The sequence below is a fragment of the Pseudomonas sp. WP18 genome, from assembly GCF_036689585.1.
Classification (GTDB): Bacteria; Pseudomonadota; Gammaproteobacteria; order Pseudomonadales; family Pseudomonadaceae; genus Aquipseudomonas; species Aquipseudomonas chlororaphis_E.
Map to the genome: position 1 here is coordinate 2916706 of NZ_CP144758.1, position 20670 is coordinate 2937375.

The 20670-nt window shown below is 64.4% G+C and carries 12 protein-coding genes; 7 read left to right on the plus strand and 5 right to left on the minus strand.

Annotated elements, in window-relative coordinates; all coding sequences use genetic code 11:
• Positions 1 to 160: 160 nt before the first annotated feature.
• Positions 161 to 4975 carry a DUF6543 domain-containing protein gene (locus V5F23_RS13000; RefSeq protein ID WP_338498665.1) on the minus strand — a complete coding sequence of 1605 codons (4815 nt, stop codon included), beginning with the start codon at positions 4973 to 4975 and terminating at the stop codon, positions 161 to 163.
• Between the two features lie 193 nt (positions 4976 to 5168).
• Here V5F23_RS13000 and V5F23_RS13005 point away from each other — a divergent pair, with 193 nt between their 5' ends.
• Together V5F23_RS13005 and V5F23_RS13010 are read left to right on the plus strand one after the other, a co-directional pair.
• Positions 5169 to 6194: an Ldh family oxidoreductase gene (locus tag V5F23_RS13005; protein ID WP_338498667.1), complete on the plus strand. Its 1026-nt coding sequence runs from the start codon at positions 5169 to 5171 to the stop codon at positions 6192 to 6194.
• Between the two features lie 78 nt (positions 6195 to 6272).
• Positions 6273 to 6986, plus strand: coding sequence for a GntR family transcriptional regulator (locus V5F23_RS13010; RefSeq protein WP_053144376.1), 714 nt, complete (start codon positions 6273 to 6275; stop codon positions 6984 to 6986).
• A 106-nt stretch (positions 6987 to 7092) separates the two neighbouring features.
• Here the strand turns inward: V5F23_RS13010 and V5F23_RS13015 are convergent, their stop codons facing one another.
• The gene (locus V5F23_RS13015) at positions 7093 to 8043 is read right to left on the minus strand and encodes a PDR/VanB family oxidoreductase (RefSeq protein ID WP_212803763.1); all 951 of its coding nucleotides are present in this window, start codon (positions 8041 to 8043) and stop codon (positions 7093 to 7095) included.
• Positions 8040 to 9125, minus strand: a complete 1086-nt coding sequence (locus V5F23_RS13020) for an aromatic ring-hydroxylating dioxygenase subunit alpha (protein WP_042731823.1) — start codon at positions 9123 to 9125, stop codon at positions 8040 to 8042. Before V5F23_RS13020 ends, V5F23_RS13015 begins: the two co-directional genes overlap by 4 nt.
• Before the next feature lie 215 nt (positions 9126 to 9340).
• On the opposite strand from V5F23_RS13020, the gene V5F23_RS13025 reads away from it, so the two are divergent.
• From V5F23_RS13025 to V5F23_RS13040, 4 genes are all read left to right on the plus strand, one after another.
• Positions 9341 to 9766 (plus strand): heme-binding protein, encoded by a 426-nt coding sequence (locus tag V5F23_RS13025; RefSeq protein WP_042731821.1) that lies wholly within the window; start codon positions 9341 to 9343, stop codon positions 9764 to 9766.
• Positions 9767 to 9874: 108 nt separating this feature from the next.
• On the plus strand, positions 9875 to 10711 hold the full coding sequence (locus tag V5F23_RS13030; protein WP_042731820.1) for an AraC family transcriptional regulator: 837 nt from the start codon (positions 9875 to 9877) through the stop codon (positions 10709 to 10711).
• A gap of 53 nt (positions 10712 to 10764) precedes the next feature.
• On the plus strand, positions 10765 to 11367 hold the full coding sequence (locus tag V5F23_RS13035) for a LysE family translocator (protein ID WP_042731819.1): 603 nt from the start codon (positions 10765 to 10767) through the stop codon (positions 11365 to 11367).
• Positions 11368 to 11503: 136 nt separating this feature from the next.
• The gene (locus V5F23_RS13040) at positions 11504 to 16624 is read left to right on the plus strand and encodes a DUF6543 domain-containing protein (RefSeq protein WP_338498671.1); all 5121 of its coding nucleotides are present in this window, start codon (positions 11504 to 11506) and stop codon (positions 16622 to 16624) included.
• On the opposite strand, the gene V5F23_RS13045 is transcribed toward V5F23_RS13040, so the two are convergent.
• Positions 16593 to 17549 carry a class I SAM-dependent methyltransferase gene (locus V5F23_RS13045; protein ID WP_123579970.1) on the minus strand — a complete coding sequence of 319 codons (957 nt, stop codon included), beginning with the start codon at positions 17547 to 17549 and terminating at the stop codon, positions 16593 to 16595. The genes V5F23_RS13040 and V5F23_RS13045 overlap by 32 nt on opposite strands.
• Before the next feature lie 89 nt (positions 17550 to 17638).
• Entirely contained in the window at positions 17639 to 18319 is a 681-nt protein-coding gene (locus V5F23_RS13050; RefSeq protein WP_042728123.1) for a murein L,D-transpeptidase catalytic domain family protein, read from the minus strand.
• A 163-nt stretch (positions 18320 to 18482) separates the two neighbouring features.
• On the opposite strand from V5F23_RS13050, the gene V5F23_RS13055 reads away from it, so the two are divergent.
• Positions 18483 to 20045 (plus strand): L,D-transpeptidase family protein, encoded by a 1563-nt coding sequence (locus V5F23_RS13055; RefSeq protein WP_338498674.1) that lies wholly within the window; start codon positions 18483 to 18485, stop codon positions 20043 to 20045.
• Positions 20046 to 20670 lie beyond the last annotated feature (625 nt).

A 20670-nucleotide genomic window follows, 5' to 3' on the forward strand; every position in this document is an offset into this window, starting at 1 on the left:
TTTGCCGCATTCTAACCTTCGGCAGGCGCTGCCGAGAACTGCCGTCATGGCGTTTGAACATCAAATGAGCCGGTTTTTACCCAAAGACGCGAACAAAGGCCTACCTTCGCACACGCGTCGTGAAAAAAAGATCAACGCCGCTCGCCAACGCCTTTGTCAATCATGCCGCATCGAGCTGCCTGCCCAGCTCGCAGACCAGCAACGTCATGGAGTCGGCGTTGCGCAGGATGACGTCGATGCGTTTTTTCGGCAGATGCGGGTCCAGGAAGGCATCACGGGCTTGATCCAGGCTCGCTGCCCCGGTCATTTCCAGGATGGCCTTGACCGTATCCTGGTGGCGAGGAAAGAACTCCAGGCTCCTGAGCTCCTTGGCGGCGCTGTCCCATTCCCGGAACAGCTTGCTGCGTGGCGTGCTCAGCGAAAGTCCGTGGCGCTGCAGTTCTTCCTGCTGGTTATAGGCCATCCGTCCCAGGTGCGTGCTCCTGGATATCAGGTCGAGGAAGGGCAGTGGCGCGTCCAGGTAGATGATGTCGAGCGTGTCGTGCAGTTGATGGGAAATTTCGTGGATGAGTGTGGCCGCCTGGGCATGGGCGTCGACATTGAACGTCTGCGGGACGAGTGCTTTGTAGCCATCGAGCCCCGGGTCGAAGAACAACTGGGTGAGGTAGATCCGACCTTTCTCCTCAGGTTCGAGCACGAACGCCGTGGCGCCGTCGGCAGGGTCCTTGAGGCTGCCGATGACGATGCGCTGGCCGTTCTGCCATTCCCAGGCCGGGTTCGCCAGCGCCTGGCACAGCGGAGAGATCGCGGCGTGGACCTTCTTGATCAGCGCGACATCGACGGTGTAGACGCCAAAGAAGGCCTTGAAGAACGTGTCCAGCCGAGAGCCCGCAGACACCCCTTGCTTGATGCGATCAAGATTGTCGAGGGCGTTGGCGCAGTAGTACCGCGCCGTTTCCAGGGCCTGCACGATGACGGTGGCCTGGCGCGGATACTTGCGTCGGATCTTGTCCATGCCCCGGGCTTCGATGTTCAGGGTTTCGCCTGCCTTATGGTCGCTGTAGGCGTTGGCCAGGGTGGACATCACCTTGCCGTAGCGGATGGTTTGCCGTTGTGGGTCGATCAGCCACTTTCTGCGGTCGTGGGAAAGCGTGAGCAACGGGCCTTCGCCATTTTCATGGACCACCCGCCAGGTGCGGTTGGCCTTGGCCACTTCGAACACCTGGCCGGCCACGCTGGTGTAGAACCGGCCGGACGCCTGGGCCCGGTAAATGCCATCGGTGGCGCTTTGCTGGAGATCGGCGAGGCTCACACCCAAGGCCTGGAAGACCCGCAGGTTAGTGCGGGTTGGAGCCGTGGAGGCGATGTCCTGCCAGCGCGGCGGTGTCAGCGCACGGATATCCTGCGCCACGGGTTCTACGGGAGCGAGCAGGCCGAAGGTGTCGTCGCGGTTCATCCATCCCAATGACACCATCTCGGAGGCGCCGGCGATAAAATTGTGCAGCCCGGCTTTCCAATCGTGTTGCTGTAACGCTTCGGCCGAGGCTTTGAAGTCTTGGTAGCTTTCCCAGAGCGTTTCGATGAAGGCCAGTTTGCCCTGCAATTGCCGACCGACGAACTTGACCCCGGCGCTGAACAGATGCAGGACCGTCTCCCAATCGAACTGACGGTGCCGGTCGGTTTGCGTGTCGAGCATCTGAGACAACAGTTGCCGGTTGTCATTGAATAGGGTGTCGAGCAGGTTGGTCTGGATCGGGTTGGCGGCCAGGGTGATTTCCGACAGGTGCCCAACCGTGCTGGCGAACAGGTTTTTGAACGTGGCTTGCTGGTGCTCCGGCAGGCGGCGAAGCAGCAGGTCCTGAAGCGCCCCTGGGGTGTTGAAAGTGCTGACGACGCTGGCTTCGTCCTTGAACTCGGTAAAGCTGTGGCCCGTGTGGTAGGGGGCATACAGAATCTGCGGTCCGGTGCCGTTGGCGCCTCGGCCGATCAGGTACAGGCCCAACGCCTTGACCGCCGTGGCGCCCGCGGTCTTGATCAGCTCCAACGGCCGAATCACGGCATCGGCGCCTTCCACGGCCTGGCGCGCCAGGCCGTCGGGGATGTCCAGTACCTGGCGGATCAGGTCGAAGGCGGTGGGCGAGAGGTGCTGTTGCAGGTGGCGCGCATGCGCGTGTTGCAGAAGTTGCCAAGGGACCTGCCGACGGAACCTGCGCTTGCGGTCTTCGACACCCGCGCCGGTGTCCGACAAGTGTTCCAGCACCTGGTTTTTGTAAGTGCCAGAGATGTCCAGCGACAACAGGATTTGCCGGATCGCGGTTTCGTTCAAGTTGTCCGGCAGCTTTTGTCCGGTGCTGGACGACACCTTGAATCCGGGCAGGGCAGTGATGTTGAGGTGGCTCAGGGCAAACTCTGTCAGCGACCTGGCAGGCCCAGCCAGTGCCAGCTTTGGTGTGACCAGCAACGTGGCGGGGTCCAGTTTGTTATTGGCGAAGCGTGCGGTCAGCAGGGTCTTGAGCCGCGCGTTCACATAGACGGCCAGTGGCTCGACGCCGTCGAGGTAATCCTTGCCGTCGCTGACGCTGCCCTTGTATTGCTCCAGCAGATCGATGTGCAGGCGTTGGTCTTCGAGGGCGGCGGTGCCGAGCCAGGCGGGTAGCTTCTGTTGCCAGCGGTCGGCCTCGGCGATTTGCGCTGCGCGCATCAGGTTGGTGGGTGCGCCTTTCCTGACCAGGGCGCGCAGACTGTCTACCAGCGCGGGGCCGGCCAGGCGCCAGTCACCGGCCTTCAATTGCCTCAGGTAACCATGCTCGGCCTCGAAATAACCGATGAACGAATTCATCCGGTTCACCAGCACGTTGTCCTCGATCAGCTCGAACGACGCCAGGCGATAGAGGCCGTGAGGCTTGCGTTGCGCCGGCGGCAGGTTGGCGAGCAGGCCGAAGCGCCTTTGCGAGTCCAGCAGGTATCGGTTCAATTGCTGCTCGGCCAATTCAACGGAGGAAAAGGCCCGCAAGCCATCGGCGGGTGACCAGAAAATCCCCAGGCCGGAGTAGGGCGTGTCCAGCCCGCCACGTTCGGTCAACAGAAAACAGTTGGGCAGTGGCAGGGAGACAGTCGAGCCGTCCAGGGTGCAGCTCAGTCGCAACGAATAGACGTCAGGCCGGAAACCCTTGACTCCCGGGCGCTGGGTGCGGTCCGGGTTTTCGGCGTCGAAGGCGAAGACGGTGCGGATGAGATCGTGCGCGGCGGGCGGTAGGGTGCCGTTGAGCTCCCGCAGTTCGGCCTCTGCGCGCACGCCTTGGGAGAACACATGGGTCAGTTCGGGCAGCAGCGCCCGAAGTTCGTCGTCCAGTGCCACATCGGTGGATTGCGGCAACTGGCTGAACAGGCCGTTGAAGGCCTGCTCGACCGATTGATAGCTGTTGCCCTGGCGTTCCAGTCGGTCGGCCATGAAGTTGGACAGGCGCAGTTCGCCATAGAACGACGGTTGGGTGCCCCAGTGTCCGTGTGCCTGGTGTTCCAGCAACTTGCCGTTGATCAGGCTGCGGATGTCCAGCGCCTTGTCGACCAGTGCGTGGACGTCCATGTCGCCCTGGCGCGACATTTCCAGCGCGTAGTGCAGGTTGTTCATCTGCTTGTCGATGATGGCCTCGGCCAGGGACTCGAACACCGGATATGAGAGGGTCTTGCCTGACACGTGCGGCTCGTCGAGACGCAGGAAACGGTTGCGCTCTTGCAGGCTCAGCAGGCTGTAGAGCGCGTCCTTGCGGGCAACCGAGGTGGGCGCACCGAGCAGCGCGGCCTTGAACCCCAGGTGGCCGTCGACGCTCGACAGGCCGTGGTGAGGGGTATACAGGTAATGCTCTTTGCCGCTGATCATCAATGAGCCCGCCAATTCCACGTAAAGCGGCGCGTACTCCCAGAGGCGAACCGACTCTACGAACAACAGCGGTTCCTGCGGGCCGGAGGAGCGGTACAGGCGCAGCAGTTCCTGGCTCTGCGCTTCGGTCAGTTGCCGCTTCTCCCGCTGGATGAACACGGCGGCGCGAAAGCCGTCGCTGATGACCTGCGCGAGAAAGTCCCGGCGCGGGGCATGGAACGGCGCGATGGCATCCCAATAGGCGTCGAGGCGCGCGGCCAGCTTGGGGAGCAGGTTCCGGGCCGTATCCCGCAGGATGGCTTGCCACTGCTGGCGGTTGGACGGCGTCGTGGTGATGCCTGGATGGATAAAGTCGACGTCATGCCCGGCGGGCCGACCCTGATGGTGAAAGTACACCAGGACGGCCTCGGCCAGTGACAGGTTGCGGGCGACCCGGCCCGCGCCCATCGTGCCCGGACCGGCGTCTGCGCTGAGCGCGACGCGGGCCTGTTTGTGATCGAAATTCGACAGCACCTCGTCCAAGACCTGGTCGAGCATGACGGCCAGCGACGGCAGCTTGACCAACTCGCCCACCATCGCCTGGGCGTTGAGGCCCTGGGCCTGTTCGACGGACTCGATCAAGGTGGCGAAAACGTCACCGCGGATGGTTTGCCTGGACGAGGTGATGACGGATGCACCGTTGAGTTCACTGCGCTGGGGAATCGAGAGCAACCTAAGTAGTTCGTCACGTTGGGCCTTGTCCTTGAGCAGGTTTTCGAGGTGGCTATCCAACGCTTCGGGGCTGTCGAATTTCTGGATCCCGCCGTAGGGCGTGTAAAGAAAGGCCGGTTTGACGGCCGCTGGGTTTTTATCGGTCAAGGCCTTGAGGGTGAGGCAGCCGGCCAGGGGCACCGAGGGTTTATCCTCGGCCTGCAGGTGGATGGTCTGCGCCTCCATCGTTGGTGTCTGCGCCTGGCGCAGGGTGTGGCTGGGGAGTGCGGCATGGTGCAGCCATTCCAGATCGGCCTGAGTCAAGCCGTGGCTGTCGTCCAGTTGGTCCAGGCGATTGGCGTCCAACACGTGGGGAAACAGCAGGGGCGTGGGGGCAGTCGTCATCGTTGCTTCTCGATCTTGGCGCCGTGGGGCGGCGCGTCCATGGGAAGCGGCCAGCGTGGGCAAGAACGACGACCGTGAGGCGGTACATAGTTATCGCGTGAACAGTTGACAGTGCGCGCGCGAAGCGGTGTTTAATCATGGGCTGGTCCGACTTACGCTGTTGCTACCTCCAACAATCACTCTGGAGCTTCAGATGTCTGCGCAATCCGAACACGCTGGTTCTCGCCCCCTGTCCCTCGATGCCCTGGTGAGTTTGCTGGAGAAAATCTTCCTGCGGCACGGCACTTCTGCCGAGGTCGCCCGGGTCCTGGCCGAAAACTGCGCTGGCGCCGAGCGCGACGGCGCCCATAGCCATGGGGTGTTTCGCATCCCCGGTTATGTCTCGACACTCAAGAGCGGCTGGGTGAACGGGCGGGCAGTGCCGGTGGTCGAGGACGTGGCGTCAGGCTTCGTGCGGGTCGACGCCGCCAACGGCTTTGCCCAGCCAGCCCTGGCCGCAGCGCGCCCGTTGCTGGTGGAAAAGGCCCGCAGCGCCGGCATTGCGGTGCTGGCGATCCGTAACTCCCATCACTTCGCCGCGCTCTGGCCGGACGTCGAGCCGTTTGCCTACGAAGGACTGGTGGCGCTGAGCGTGGTCAACAGCATGACCTGCGTCGTGCCCCATGGCGCGGATCGCCCGCTGTTCGGCACCAACCCGATCGCCTTCGCCGCGCCACGGGCCGATGGCGAGCCGATTGTCTTCGACCTGGCCACCAGCGCAATCGCCCACGGTGATGTGCAGATCGCCGCGCGCAAGGGCGAGTTGCTGCCGCCCGGCATGGGCGTGGACAGCCTCGGTCAGCCGACGCGTGACCCCAAGGCCATCCTGGAAGGCGGCGCACTGTTGCCGTTTGGCGGGCACAAGGGCTCGGCGTTGTCGATGATGGTCGAGCTGCTGGCCGCGGCGCTGACTGGCGGGCACTTTTCGTTTGAGTTCGACTGGAGCAACCACCCGGGGGCCAAGACGCCGTGGACCGGCCAGTTGCTGATCGTCATCGACCCGAGCAAGGCCGCCGGCCAGGACTTCGCCGAGCGCAGCCAGGAACTGGTCAGGCAGATGCACGGTGTCGGCCTGCGACGGCTTCCGGGGGATCGCCGGCATCGCGAACGGGCCAAATCCGCCGAGCAGGGCATCCCGCTGGATGAGCAGACGTTGGCGCAATTGCAGGCGCTGGCCTAGGTCGGCTCGGGGTGGCCACCGTGACACGTCACCGCCAGCCTTCTACTATGACGGCTGTTTCTTGGGGAAATCGCCTGGATGAGTAAGCCCGGTCAAACGGTGCTGGTTGCGCTGCGTAAAATGATCGCCTCGGGGGAGTTGGCCGCCGGTGAGCGCCTGATGGAAATTCCCACGGCCGAATTGTTCGGCGTGTCACGCATGCCGGTGCGCATGGCCTTTCGCACGCTGGAGCAGGAAGGCCTGCTGGTGCGCTTTGGCGGGCGAGGCTTCCAGGTGCGTTCGGTCAGCCCCGAGGAGATCGCCGGGGCCGTGGAGGTGCGAGGTGTGCTGGAGGGCCTGGCCGCCCGGCAGGCGGCCGAGCGCGGCTTGTCCGACGAGGCCCGGGCGACCCTCGAACGGTGCCTGGTGCAGGGCGATGCGCTGTTCGCCAAAGGCTTCGTGACCGAGGATGACCTGGAGGTCTACCACGACCTCAACATGCGTTTTCACCAGGTAATCGTCGAAGGCAGCCACAACCCGGCGATTGCCGTGGCCCTGGCCCGCAACGACCACCTGCCCTTCGCCTCCGTCACGGCCCTGGCGGTGGATCGCCAGAACATGGCCGGCGAGTTTCGCCGCTTCAACTACGCCCACATGCAGCACCACTCGGTGTTCGACGCCCTGATCAACCGCCAGGGCAGCCGCGCCGAGGCAATCATGCGCGAGCACGCCAATGCCACCTTGCGCTACGCCGAAGTGTTCGGCTCGACCCTGGCGGATGAGCGGATGACGGTGATTCTTCGTTCCGAGTGATGATTTCGGGGAGCGGCCTGGCCTGTTGCTCAATGCGGTGGGGCGGTTGTTTGTTACCGGGCTGGAAGACCGCCTTCGCCAGCGGGCTGGCGAAGGGGATCTTTGCTCAGAGGTCCAGCACCAGCAACGGTGTCCTGGACCTGGAGCAGCAGGGGGTGAACTGGTCGTTGCCGGCTTGTTCGGCCTCGGTCAGGAACAGGTCCCGATGCTCCGGCACCCCTTCCAGGACGCGGGTCAGGCAGGTGCCACAGACGCCTTGCTCGCAAGAGATCGGGATCTCGATGCCATGGCTCTCCAGCACTTGCACCACGCTGCGGTCCGCTGGGATCTCGAACACCTGGCCGCTGCTGGCGAGCTTCACCGAGAAAGCGCCATCGGCGCCGGTGTCGACGGGCGCGGCGGCGAAGTATTCGCGGTGCAGTTGGGTGTCCTGCCAGCCCTGGGCCTTGGCGGTGTCGAGCACGTGCTGCATGAATCCGCCAGGGCCGCACACATACAGGTGCACATCGTCAGCGGGCGCGGCCAGCAGTCGGGCGGTGTCCAGCCGCGTCTCGGGTTCTTCGTCGAAATGCAGGAACACCCGGTCGGCGTAGGGCGCCAGGCGCAGGCGCTCGATAAAGGCGGCACGTTCCCGTGAGCGGGCACAGTAATGCAGTTCGAACGTCGCACCGGCCTGGGCCAGGTGCTCGGCCATGCACAGGATCGGAGTGATGCCGATGCCACCGGCAAACAACAGGCTGCGCCGGGCCTGCGTGGCGAGGGGAAACAGATTGCGTGGCTCACTGATGAGCAACCGCGCGCCGGTCTGGATCTGTTCATGCAGGCTGCGCGAGCCGCCGCGCGACGCCGGGTCATGAAGCACGCCGATCACGTAGCGATGGCGCTCCTCGGGGTGATTGCACAAGGAGTATTGGCGGATCAAGCCGCCGGGCAGGTGCACATCGATGTGGGCGCCGGCGGTGAAGGCGGGCAACGGCTGTCCATCGACCCGGGTCAGTTCATAGCTGCAGATGTCCAGCGCTTCGCTGTGCCGCGCCGTGACCTGGACTTCGATCATGGCCGCTGCTCCGCGTGGTGGGGCGGCTGGGTACTGGCGATCAGCGCCGCCTGCGCCTCTTGTTCCCGGGCAATCCAGCGTTCCAGCACGCGGCGCGACTGTACGCCACCGGCATCGATGTTGAGCTTGAGCAGGTTGCGTTGCGGATGGTCCAGCAGGTTGCGCTGCTGGCGTTCGAGCATTTCCAGGTCTTCACTGAAGATCTTGCCCTGGCCTTCGCGGATGCTTGCGGTCAGGGCCTCGTCCTGCGGCTGGAAGTGCCGGGCCATGCCCCAGAAATACCAGATGGAGGTTTCGGTTTCCGGGGTGATGAAATCCACCACGATGCTCGACGCCTTGAACTGCGGCGCGGCGTGATAGCCGCCCTTGCCGGCATGGGCTACGCCGACCTCGATCATGACGTGGCTGGGCGGGGTGAAGCGGCAAATCTGCCAGCGGTCCACCGGCACGTCGTCGGCCAGGTTGTTGCCGCGCAGGGCCATGCGCCAGAAAGGCGGGGCCATGATGTTCTCCATGTGCCGCGCGGTGATCACTTCGTCGCCTTCGACGGTGGTCTGCGGCGGAGCCTCGTCGATTTCCTTCTGGCCGATGCTGGAGGCGTGCACATAGGTTTCGTGGGTCAGGTCCATCAGGTTGTCGATCATCAGGCGGTAGTCGCAATGGATATGGAACAGCCCGCCGCCGTAGGCCCATTCATCGCTTTGCGCCCATTCCAGGTGATGGATCAACGCCGGATCGGCCTGCGCCTGGTCACCCGGCCAGACCCAGATGAACCCATGGCGCTCCTGCACCGCGAACGTCTTGTTGCAAGGAAAGCCGCGGACCCGTTGCCCGGGCATCTCGACGGTTTTGCCATCGCAGCCCATGACCAGGCCGTGGTAGCCGCACACCAGGTTGCCGTTCTCGACGTAGCCCAGGGAGAGCGGGGCGCCGCGATGGGGGCAGAAATCTTCCACGGCGGCAACCTTGCCCTCGTGGCCGCGGTAGAAAACGATCTTCTCGCCGCAGATCTGGCGCCCCAAGGGCTTGTCGGCGATTTCATCGGGGGTGCAGGCAACGTACCAGGCATTCTTGGGGTACATGACGGATCTCCAGGCGGATGTTGTTCTTGTCTATGGATCCATTAACACTCTTAACTAATTTTCTTGTCAACGATTTTCAGGGTTTTATCGACGATATGCAGCTTTCAATGGATCCATTGATGGTTGAGTACCTTAACCTGTTTGAATTTTGCCGGCTCACCGCGGATCGAAGCACAATACTCGGCACGCCTTTCCTGCATGGCATGGAGTGATTGATGAAAACCAAAGCCGTACTCACCGAACAAGACGTTGCACAATTGCTGGTCGCGGCCAAGGAGCTGGCTCATCAACGGCAATGGGCCGTGTCGGTCTGCGTGGTGGACGACGGCGGCCATCCCTTGGGCCTGTTGCGCCTGGACGATGCCTCGCCGCTGTCGGCCTACATCGCCACTGAAAAAGCCCGTACCGCCGCCATGGGCCGACGGGACAGCAAATTTTTCGAGGACATGATCAACGGCGGCCGCTACGCGTTTCTCAGCGCACCGCAGTTGCAAGGCATGCTCGAAGGTGGCGTGCCCATCCGCCACGACGGCCTGTGCATCGGCGCCATCGGCGTGTCCGGGGTCAAGTCCGAGCAGGACGCCGAACTGGCCCGGCTGGCGCTGGAGACGGTGCTGCCGGTGATCACGCCGGATGCCTGAACCCTTTGGAATCATCCTGGTGGGAGCGTTCGATTGCACAAATCTTCCAGACAGCCATCGGCCTGAGCGGTTAATCTGCCAGGGCACCTACAACGAGCAGGACGAGGCATGACGGCGCACAATTGGATCGATCTCAAGCAGGACGCCACGTCCGGTATCGAGACCGTGCGCGCGCATTTTGAAGGGCACGCCTACGACCCCCATTGGCACGACGCTTATCTGGTGGGCGTGACCGAGCAGGGCCTGCAGCAGTTTCATTGCCGCCGCCAGCAACACAACAGCACGCCCGGCAAGGTCTTTCTGCTGGAGCCCGGCGAGCTCCACGACGGCAATGCACCCCAGGCCGGAGGCTTTACCTACCGCACCCTGTACCTCGACCCTCTCTGGCTGGAGCGTGAGTTGCGCTCGTTGTTCGACGTCGCGCCGGACCATGGGCAACTGGGATTCGCCGCCACCCTGGCCGACGATGCGCGCTTGGCCAGCGCAACGGCGATGGCGTTCCAGAGTCTGCACGACCAGGAAATCCGCATCGTCCGGCAAACGGCGCTCGACACCTTGCTGGCCAACCTGACCCAGCATTTGCACTGGCGGGCGCGGATCAATCCCGATCCCCGCTTGCCGCTGGTGGCGCAGCAGGCCCGCGACTACCTGCACAGTCACCTGCACGAAGACATCGGCCTGGACGACCTGGCACAGGTCACCGGCGTCGATCGTTTTCGCCTGACCCGTGCGTTCAAGGCCGCGTTCGGCCTGGCGCCCCACGCTTACCTGATCCAGCTGCGCCTGGCTCGCGCCCGGCGCTTGCTGGCCCGTGGCGAAAGCGCCGTCGCGGTGGCGGCATTGCTCGGGTTCGCCGACCAGAGTCACCTGGGGCGCTGGTTCCAGCGTGCCTATCGGCTGAGCCCGGCGGACTACCGCAAACGCTGCTCAATTGTTCCAGACTGAGCACTTGCGGATCGGGATGATCGACACACGATCACCCACCGAGATGTTGCTCCATGGACCAGTTACTGCCGTTTGCCTTGTTCGCCTTTGTCGCCTCCATCACCCCCGGCCCCACCAACATCCTGGTACTGAGCCACAGTACCCGCTTCGGCCTGGCGACCACCTTGCCAATCATTCTGGGAGCCTGCGCCGCGGCGGCGTTGCTGGTGCTGTTGGTGGGGACCGGGTTGGGGGATGTGCTGGCGCGCCATGCGACCCTGCAAACGCTGCTGTCCTGGGCCGGCATCGCCTGGTTGAGCTGGATGGCCTGGCAGATTTTCCGTACCCCGGCCGAGGCCATCGACCCGGCCAAGCCAGTGGAAGGCCCGCGCCTGGGCCTGGCGGGCGCGGCCGCGTTGCAACTGGTGAACCCCAAGACCTGGATGATGGCGCTGGCGGTGGTCAGCGTGTTTGCCGGCACCGACGCCGACCGCACGGTACGGGTGCTCTGGCTGTCCCTGGCATTTTTCGCGATTTCCATTCCGTGTTTGACCGTCTGGGCCTGCCTGGGCCTTGGCGCCGCGAAGTTCTGCCGGTCCGCCGTGGCGATGGGGCGATTCAATCGGGCCATGGCGGTGCTGCTGTTGCTGTCGGCGTGGCTGACGCTGTTGGTTTAGACGCTCGGCGCCGGCAACCCCTTGCAACGGTTGGAGAGTTTTAAACAGCGGCCTTTTCTTGGAGCATCGCGTTCGCGCCGGCTTGGCCGGCGCTACCCGTCGAACGACGCATTGCCCCCAAGGATGGAGGTCCACCATGTCTACCCTCGATACCCATGTCGAGTTCATCGAAGCCAGGCTGCCCGTTTGGCTGAAGCAGGCCACACGGCCCCGGCAGGAACGTTTCAAGGCGCTTACCCGGCAGTTGCAGCGCGACAGCGACGCCTTGAACGCGTTGCTGGGCGACCTGCCTTCGCCTTACGTCTTCACCCTCGACCGGCTCAAGGTGCAGCCGCAGGTGCAAGGCTGGCACCTGGTCAATGGCGGCGGCAGCGTCACCGACGCGTTGCGCCGGGCACGGGTGCGACGGGGGCCATCCGTGACCGATCCGTCGATGTCGGTAATCGAGGCGGCCATGGCCAACTATTCGCCCGACGACGCGATTGTCGGCGGGGATTTCGACCAGAAAGGCGAGCTGTTCATCCAGGGCCGGCGAGGGGAGTTCGGCCACGGCGATGCCCCATCGGACAGCGCGCCCCTGGGCATGAGCCCAGCCAGCTTCGCCAACCTTTGCCGGCAGATGGACGTCGGCGGGGCCTACCGGCACAAGCTCGAACAGCGCCTGCCTCGTATCGTCGACGAGGTTCCCTTGGTGGCGGCCACCTACATCGCCTACGCCCACAGCCTGTTGGTGCATGACGCCTACGAGGCGAAGCTGGCGGGGCGCCTGGACGACATCGGCGAGCGGTTGCTGGCCCACGCTGGCGTCCAGTTGGAGGCTCAACCGGTGGCGCCCTTGGCCTGCGAGGTCAAAGCACTGGCATTGCTGTCTGCGCCGCTGTTCGGTGCCCGAGTGTATTGGGGGCTGGCGGGCGATGCGAACGGGGTTCGGCCGATCGTCCTGCATATCCCCCACGATGCCGTGGCACCGCTCAAGCAGTTCGCCAGTTTGCAGGCGCTGTCGGCAGAACTGACCGAACGGGTGCGCAAGCGCCGTTATCGCGAGGGTCTGGTGAAGTATTTCCCTCAGCGCCTGCAAGCCAGCCTGGGCCCGGCCCTGCATGACCAAGTGGAATGGACGATCACGGACAACCCCAATCTCTTCCAGGAAATCCACGCGCGCATCACCGGTTGGCGCGAGGGGGAACGGGGCGAGGACGACAACCCCCGACGCATCCGCATTCCCGTGCCCAAGGTGGCCTGGAGCCTGAATGAGATGCGCGAGGATCATTGGCACGCCGCCTACCATGAATGGCGTGGCCATGCGCTGGGTAACGCCGCGGCGCTGATGGTGCCGACCCGAGATCAGGATTGGCGGGCGTGGCTGGCGAAGTTCGCGTATTGGGAAAGCCTGGTGGAGCACTCATTGATGCTCGCCGCGACCTTTTTCCCGTTTTGCGCGCCCATTGGCATGGCGGCGGCGGTGGTCGGCGGGGTGCGCCTGGTGTACGAAATCTTTGAAGGTATCCAGGCGTTCAACGAAGGCCACGCGCAAGAAGGGATCGATCATCTCTTCAACGTTCTGTTCGGGGTTGCCCAAGGTGCCTATCTGGGTTTTGTGGGCGCAGCCATCGAGCCGATGCCCGTGGCCGATGGCAGTGTCCGGCTGTGGAACGGTGACGTCCGAGCGTTCGAGGCGCGCCGCCTGCCGCCGCTGGAGGCCGAGCAGGACGCCTGGGGTGTCTGGCGCACGCCCGACGATGCCTGGGTACAGATCGAGGGCCGTTACTTTGAAGTGCAGGGCACGCAGGGCGAATTGAGTCTGCGTCTGCCCTCCGGGCACCGGGGCGTCAATCCGCCGTTGGAATGGAGCCGCGCCCGCGGCTGGCAATGGGCGCATCGCAACCCGTTGCAGCGCAGCAATCCGCACCTGTTGCGCATGTTTGCCCAGACGCCGGCTGAACTCGACACCCCCACGATCCTCGCGGTGCAGCGCCAGGTTGGGGTCAGCGAAGCGCATTTGCGCTACCTGCAAGTCGAGGCGCAGCCGATGCCGGCCATCCTGGCCGATGCCCTGGATGAAGCGCGCAACTGGCAATGGGTGCGGCACACAGTCGAGCGCCTGCGCCGTGGCGAAGCGCCCCAGGGCATGCATTTTCGTATCGTCCAGACCCTGGCGGAGTTGCCGGGTTGGCCCGAGGACATGACGTTGCGCTATTACGATGGCGTAAGGTTGTACCCCGTGGGCGACCTGGCCGATACGCGGTTTACCTTATTGACTCGGGCTGACCTTGCCGACGACGCCTGGGCGGCGCGGGTTCTGGACGGACTGCGGGTGGACGAACAGAGCGCGCTGCTGGGGCAGAACAGCCTCGGTTTGCGCCCGCTGGAGCGCAGTCGCCTGTTGGCCGGGCGTTGGGCCGAGCGGTTGGAGCGCGACGCCCTGCGGCTGACCCGGGCCATGGCCCGCGCCACCGGGCTTGACCCACTGGCCGTGCCCTTGAGCCGGGCCTTCCCGGGCCTGCCTGACACCCTCGCCAACGAGCTGGTTCGCGGTGTATCAGGTCTCGATCGACAGCGCCTGCTTGAAGGCCGGGTGAGCGCAGACCTTGGCAGACAGGGTGCCGAGGCCCTGCGTGAACTGCGCCTGAGCCGGGCCGTGCGTGCCTTGGCGCGGGGCGAGAGTACGGTCGATCGAGACCGCATCGTCATCCATCTGCTGGCCGATACCCCGTCACTGCGCGGCCGCCTGCACCTGCGCCTGTGGTTGCGCGAGCTGCCGGACCCGATCGAAGTGGGGCAGGGTGACGCGTTCAAAGTCATCCGTCAGGAAGGCGACCGGTATCGGCCCTTCGACGAAACCGGCGAGGAGCTGGCGAGCGCCATGGGACTCGAAGATGCGCTGCTCAGGGCCATGCCGGACGATGCCCGTCAGGCGCTGGGGGTGAACATCTGGGAGGCGGACAAGCTTCGCAGCCAGCTATTGGCCCAAGCCCTGGACGACCGCCCAGCCTTGCGTCCCTACCTGGCGATGCGCAGCCTGGACAGCCTCGGCTCGACGCCGCAGTGGTTGAACGGACACCTGGCCTATCCACTCAGCGGCCGTGGCCGGCTGCCGCTGTCGGAGTGGAACGCCAGCTTGAACCGGCGGCTTGAACAGCTGTTTCCCGCCCACGCGGGGGACGCCCTTGCACGCCTGCGATCGGGCCTGACAGGTGAGGCACAACGCGATGGCATTCGTTTCAACGATCTGGTCAGCCGCCTGGAAAACGAATGGACGGCCTTGGACCAAGGGTTGCGCCAGTGGGAGGAGCACGAGGGCTTTCATCATCCCGTCGAGCAGGCGCTGGACCGTGAAGCGCTGCTGGCGCAACGCCGCGGCGTCGCCCGGGTCATTCGTCGTGCCTGGCAGCGAGCCCCCGATCCGGGCAGCGAGGGCAGTGAGTTGGTCGTGCGGATCGAAAACATTCCTATTGGCCGGCTGCCTCCGGTCGCCGTTCGTTTGGAGCACATCGAAACGATGATCCTGGCCAACCTGGGGCTGGTGGAAGACCCTTCGGATTTCCTGCGGATGTTCCCTGGCCTCGACTCACTGGACCTGCGGGACAATCATCTCACCCGCGTCCCCGCCGCCGTGGCGCAGTTGCCGGCATTGGTGGAACTGTCGATGAGCCGCAACCCGCTGCACCTGGACGCGAATGTGTTCACGCCGTTGCTGGGCAGCGACCCCTATATCCCTCTCTGGAGCCTGGACCTTTCCGGCATCGGCAGCGCCCAGGCCGGGACCGATGCCGAGGTGATCGCCGCCATCAGTAGCTTGGCCGCACAGCGGTCCCTGCGCGAGATCATCTGGACCGACAACCTGGGGTTCACGCCTGAACAGTTGCAGACCTTGACCACTTCGTTGCCGGACCTGCTCTCGCTGAACCTGGGGCGCTGTGGCCTGCGCCTGGATGAGCAGGGCAGCGCCTTCCTGCGATTCGCCACGGCACTGCGGGAACTGCGCCTGAACGAAAATAACTGTCGCGACCTGCCCGAGCTGCCGGAATTGGTCAACCTGATGACGCTGGAGCTGGGCCGCAGTGGGCTCGAACGAGTGCCCCAACTGGCCTTGACCGTGCTGTCCAGGCACACCGAGGTGTCCATCTTCGACACGTTCGTCGTCGACCTGAGTGGCAATCGCATCACCCGCATCGACGCGGACCTGCTGCCGTCGCTTGCGCCCTTGGCCGATAATGATTCGCTAGGGGTGTGGCTCGATGACAACCCGCTGCCCAGCGCCCAGGTCAATGCCCTGCGAAGGATTTTCCCTGAGTCTTTCCGCTATACCGTCGATGATTGGCTGTACATTTCGCCCTCGCTCCAGAGGGCGCTGGAGGTCGCCCGTGACGATCCGGGAATGCGCAGCTTCATCGACTGGTTCTCGACGCTCGTGCGCGACGCCGATAACGGCACGATGGCCGGACTGGCCTTCAGCGTCCGCCAGCGGGCTGCCGCGGTCTTGCAGCATTTCATGGGCTATCCAGGCGCCTACGACCGCCTCCCGACGTTGATCGGCGACTTCGACCAGCAATTGCGGCAACTGCGTTCGCGCTTGCAGGCCCGTACCCTGGACCGGGAGCAACCGGACCTTCCCGAGCTGGAGCTGCACTTTCGGATGTTCCAGTCGGTCATGCGTGCGCGCCTGTCCCGCCACGGCGCGCCGTTCGCCAGCTTCCTGGCTGAGCACCACGCCAATTGGGAATACGCGCTGATGTCGCGCTTCCCCGATGCTGCGCAACTGGAGGCGCAGATGACCCGGGACGCGTTCATCGACTGGCTCAGCGGCGCCCAGGACACCTTCAATAGCAACGATCAAGCCCCGAGCGTGGGCGAGATGCTGTGGCGGCCCTACCTGGGCTTGATGTCGCCCCAATGGGCGGAAGGGCTGGCGATCTGGGAAACCCTCGATGACGACCTGGTGAATGCCTTCAGCGGGCCGGTGAACCCAGCTCGATGGCCCCAGGCGATGCTGGACAACCTGGTGCACCCGGACCCGGAGCTGCCCAGCCCTCTGGAACCGGTCACGGAGGGCGAGCGAACCGTCTGGCGCCGCACGGGGCTGGAAGCGGTCGCAGATGTGGACTGGGCCGCCGGCCGACCAGTGACCCTCACCGAGGACCAGCTGCGTCGCACCATGGCCATCTACCGTTCGGTCAAGAGTCGCGAGGTCGAGGCGTTGGTGCGCCGGGTCACCATGGGCCTGGTCAATGCCTGGTGGCCGGTGCTGCCGCTTTGAAGACCAGCGCCTTCAGGCCGCACTGAGGGTCGATGTCGGGAAACTCCGGCGGGTTGGCCAGGCGTTCGCTGAAGGCCAGCCCGGGGGCTTCGCGGGTGACGCCGTCGATCAGAAACTCTGTGCCGGTGGCCGGGTCATTGCTGCACGCCAGGACGGTGCCGTCGGCAGTCAACAGTTCCGGCAGCCGGCGCAGCACCCGTTGGTAATCCTTGGTCAGCAGAAAACTGCCTTTCTGGAAGGTCGGTGGGTCGATGATCACCAGGTCGTAGGGGCCGCTGTTGATCACCTTGCCCCAGGACTTGAACAGGTCGTGGCCGAGGAAACTCACCTGGCCCAGGTCATGACCGTTCAGGCGATGATTGTCGCGACCACGGCTCAAGGCCGCGCGGGACATGTCCAGGTTGACCACGTGCTGTGCGCCGCCGGCGATGGCCGCCACCGAAAAACCACAGGTATAGGCGAACAGGTTCAGCACGCGTTTGCCCGCGGCGTGGGTCCGCACCCAGTCGCGGCCGTAGCGCATGTCGAGGAACAGGCCGTTGTTCTGCTTCTTGCCCAGGTCGATCCGGTAACGCAGGCCACCTTCGGTCAGGGTCCACTCGTCGATGGGCTCGCCCTCCAGCCACTGGGTGAGGCTCTGCGGCAGGTAACGGTGTTGCACCGCCAGGGTATGGGCCTGGCTCTGTTGCCAGGCCGGCGTAGTCGTGAGGGCGAGCAGGGTCGACAACAGGTCCTGCAACTGCGCCGGTTCCGGCTCCTTGAACACCGAGACCAACACCACGCCCTGGAGCCAATCGACGGTGAGCTGTTCCAGCCCTGGCCAGCAACGTCCGCGGCCATGGAACAGGCGGCGGGTTTCTTCCGGCACGCAGGCCAGGGCGGTCAGCAAATGGGTCTGCAGGGTGTGAAGGGCTTCAGGGTTCATCAGGCAACGCCGGCGAGTCGAAAGGCCGGCATTTTAGCGATAGCCCGGTCAGGTGCAATCCTTGTGGCGAGGGGATTTACCCGCGGGGTTCAACCGCCACGGGTCGCCAGGATGCTCGCCACCTGTTGTGGTCGGCAGTTCAGGTAGGCGGAACGCTTGAGCCAGCTTGGGTCCGGGTACCAGGAAAACATGAATTGCCCGTCCTTGAGCTTGTCGATGACCTGGCGTGCCACTTTGGGACGCACGGCGGGGCATCCCTGGCTTCGGCCGATACGGCCCTGGCGCACGCTCCACAGCGGGTTCACGTAGTCGGCGGCGTGGATCACGATCGCCCGGTCGCGGGCCTGGTCGTTGAAGCCCGGTTCCAGGCCGTCCATGCGCAGCGAGTAGCCGTGGGTGCCCTGGTAGCTTTCCTGGGTACGAAACAGGCCCAGGCTGGACTGGTAGCTGCCCAGTTGATTGGAAAATTGCGTGGCGAAATTTTCCCCGGATTTCTGTCCGTGGGCCACCAGGTCGCGCAGCACCAGTTTTTTCTGGCGCAGGTCGAAGATCCACAGGCGGCGCGCCGTGGACGGTTGCGAATAGTCGATCACCGCCAGGTGGCGGGCCTGGGTGGCACCGTTGGCGACGGCGCATTGCATGGCACTCAAGGCACTTTTCAACGCCTGGGGATTGAGTTCCGGCGCCGCGTGGGCGAGGCTGTTGTAAAGGAGTTGGGAATTCGGCTGGCCAGCCAGCGCCGGGCTGCACGTGATGCCCAATGCGGTCATGACCAGGCCGAGTCGGCGCACCAGGCCCGACACGATTGAAAAATTCCCACGGCGGTGTGTGTGTGCGGCATCCCGTCCGGTCTTGTTCGTTTGCATAATGGCGGGTCGTACCTGTCGCAATGTTTGACCGTCAACGAGACGGCCATGGAGTGGAGTAAAGCAGTTGTTCAAAAAAACCGCATGTTACCTGAGCCTTTTGTTGCTCACCGCGCCATTGGTCGCAACAGCCGAGGACGGCGACCCGGCGCTGGTGCAGACCACACTGGCGCAACTGTCGGTCACATGCCCGGAAGTCGCGGCCAGCGTCGACTTTTCGACGATGATCAACTTGCAGGCGTTCTATCAGCAAAACGCAGGCCAGGAGGTCTGGTCGACCGACGAGCGACTGGAGGCGTTGCACCAGCAGTTGCAGCAACTGGCCGATGACGGGCTGGATCCGGCGCGCTACGGCTTGCCCGCCGCCGGCTCGCTGCAGGGCGCCCATTGCGTCGACATCGCCATCACTCAGCGCTACCTGCAAGCCTTGTACGAGCTGCGCTTCGGCTATTTGCCCCAGGACCGGCTGGAGCCGGTGTGGAAAGCCGACCCGCAGGCCGTCGACCGTCCGGCCCTGGTGCTGGCCATTGCCGTGTCCGGTGTGCAGGACCTGCCCAAGGCGTTCGAGCAGGCGCGGCCGAACCTGGAGCTGTATCGCAACCTGCGCAGCCTCTATGCACGATTGCGCCAACAGCCGTTGTCCGATTGGCAACCGGTGCCCGGGGGGCCGTTGCTGCAACCGGACAAGCAGGATGCCCGCATCCCGGCCCTGGCCCAACGGTTGTACAACGAAGGCTACCTGAGCGCGCCGCCGACCGTGGATGACGAGCACTACAGCCCCACGTTGGTGGACGCGATGAAGCGCTTCCAGCTCCAGCATTCGCTGCAAGCCGATGGGGTGGTAGGGCCGTGGACGGTCACCGAGTTGAACATCAGCCCGGCGATGCGCCGCGAGCAGCTGCGCATCAACCTCGAACGCATGCGCTGGCTGGCCCAGGACCTTGAACCCGACAGCGTCCTGGTCAACGTCGCGGCCGCCCAGTTGACGGTCTACCAGGGCGGCGCGCCGGTCTGGCAGACGCGTACCCAGGTGGGGCGCGCCCAACGGCAGACCCCGCTGCTCAAGTCCCGGGTCACCCGCCTGACGCTCAACCCGACCTGGACCATCCCGCCGACCATCATGCGCGAGGACAAGCTGCCCGAGATTCGTCGCGACCCGGAGTTCCTCAACCGGCACAACCTGAAGATCCTCGACCGTGATGGCCTGCCGTTGACCGCCGAGCAGATCGACTGGGAGCATCCGGGCAACCTCATGCTGCGTCAGGATCCTGGCCCGAAGAACCCACTGGGAAAAATGGCGGTTCGCTTTCCCAATCCGTTCTCGGTGTACTTGCATGACACCCCCAGCCAGGCCTTGTTCAGCAAAGGGCCACGGGCGTTCAGTTCGGGCTGTGTGCGCATCGAGCAAGTGCTGCACTTGCGGGATCTGCTGGTGACCCCGGCCGAGCGCGCCCGCACCGACACCCTGCTGGCCACCGAACTGACCCACGAGTTCAGGTTGGCCAAGCCGATGCCGATCCTGCTGGGTTACTGGACGGTGCAGGCAGACAACCAAGGCCAGGCGGTGTACATCCCCGATGTCTATGGGCGCGATGCTCCGCTGTCGGCGGCCCGGGGGCGGGCACTCTGAGGTCGTCTCGGGCCGTATAGCCGCTGTTTGTGAAAGAACCCAAACAGCGCCAGCCCCTGTGGGAGCGGGCTTGCCCGCGAATGCGGTGTGTCTGTCATGAAGAGGCTGAATGTGCCGCCGTCTTCGCGGGCAAGCCCGCTCCCACAGGATTGGGCGGTATGCAAAGGCTGCGTATATCCCAAATCCCTTGTGGGAGCGGGCTTGCCCGCGAATAGCGGCTGCCTCTTCAAAGGATGAGGTCTGCCGTGCACCGGCAGGCTGCACTTTTATGAAGCCAACTGCACCGGCTCGCACCATGGGAATGCAATCGTTGGCCTGAGGCCTGAATGCTTGCAGCCCCGGCGCCGGTGCCCGTAAACCCATGCCCGCAAGGGCTGCAACGGCGTGCAGCGTTGCGATGCGTGGGTTGGCACGCTCGCTGCAAGAGCCTGTCCAGGCCCACCGCGAACACACTCGAGTGGGCAGCCCCGTCGGTCAACGAAGATCGAGCGCCAGCAGGCCGGGGGATATCGGTAGATCGGGGCGCAGTCGCCGGGTCGATACCGCACAGAACAGGCAAAGACGCCTGGAACCGCAAGGTTTCAGGCGTCTTTTTTTTGCTTTCAAAATCGTGATGGGCTTTTGT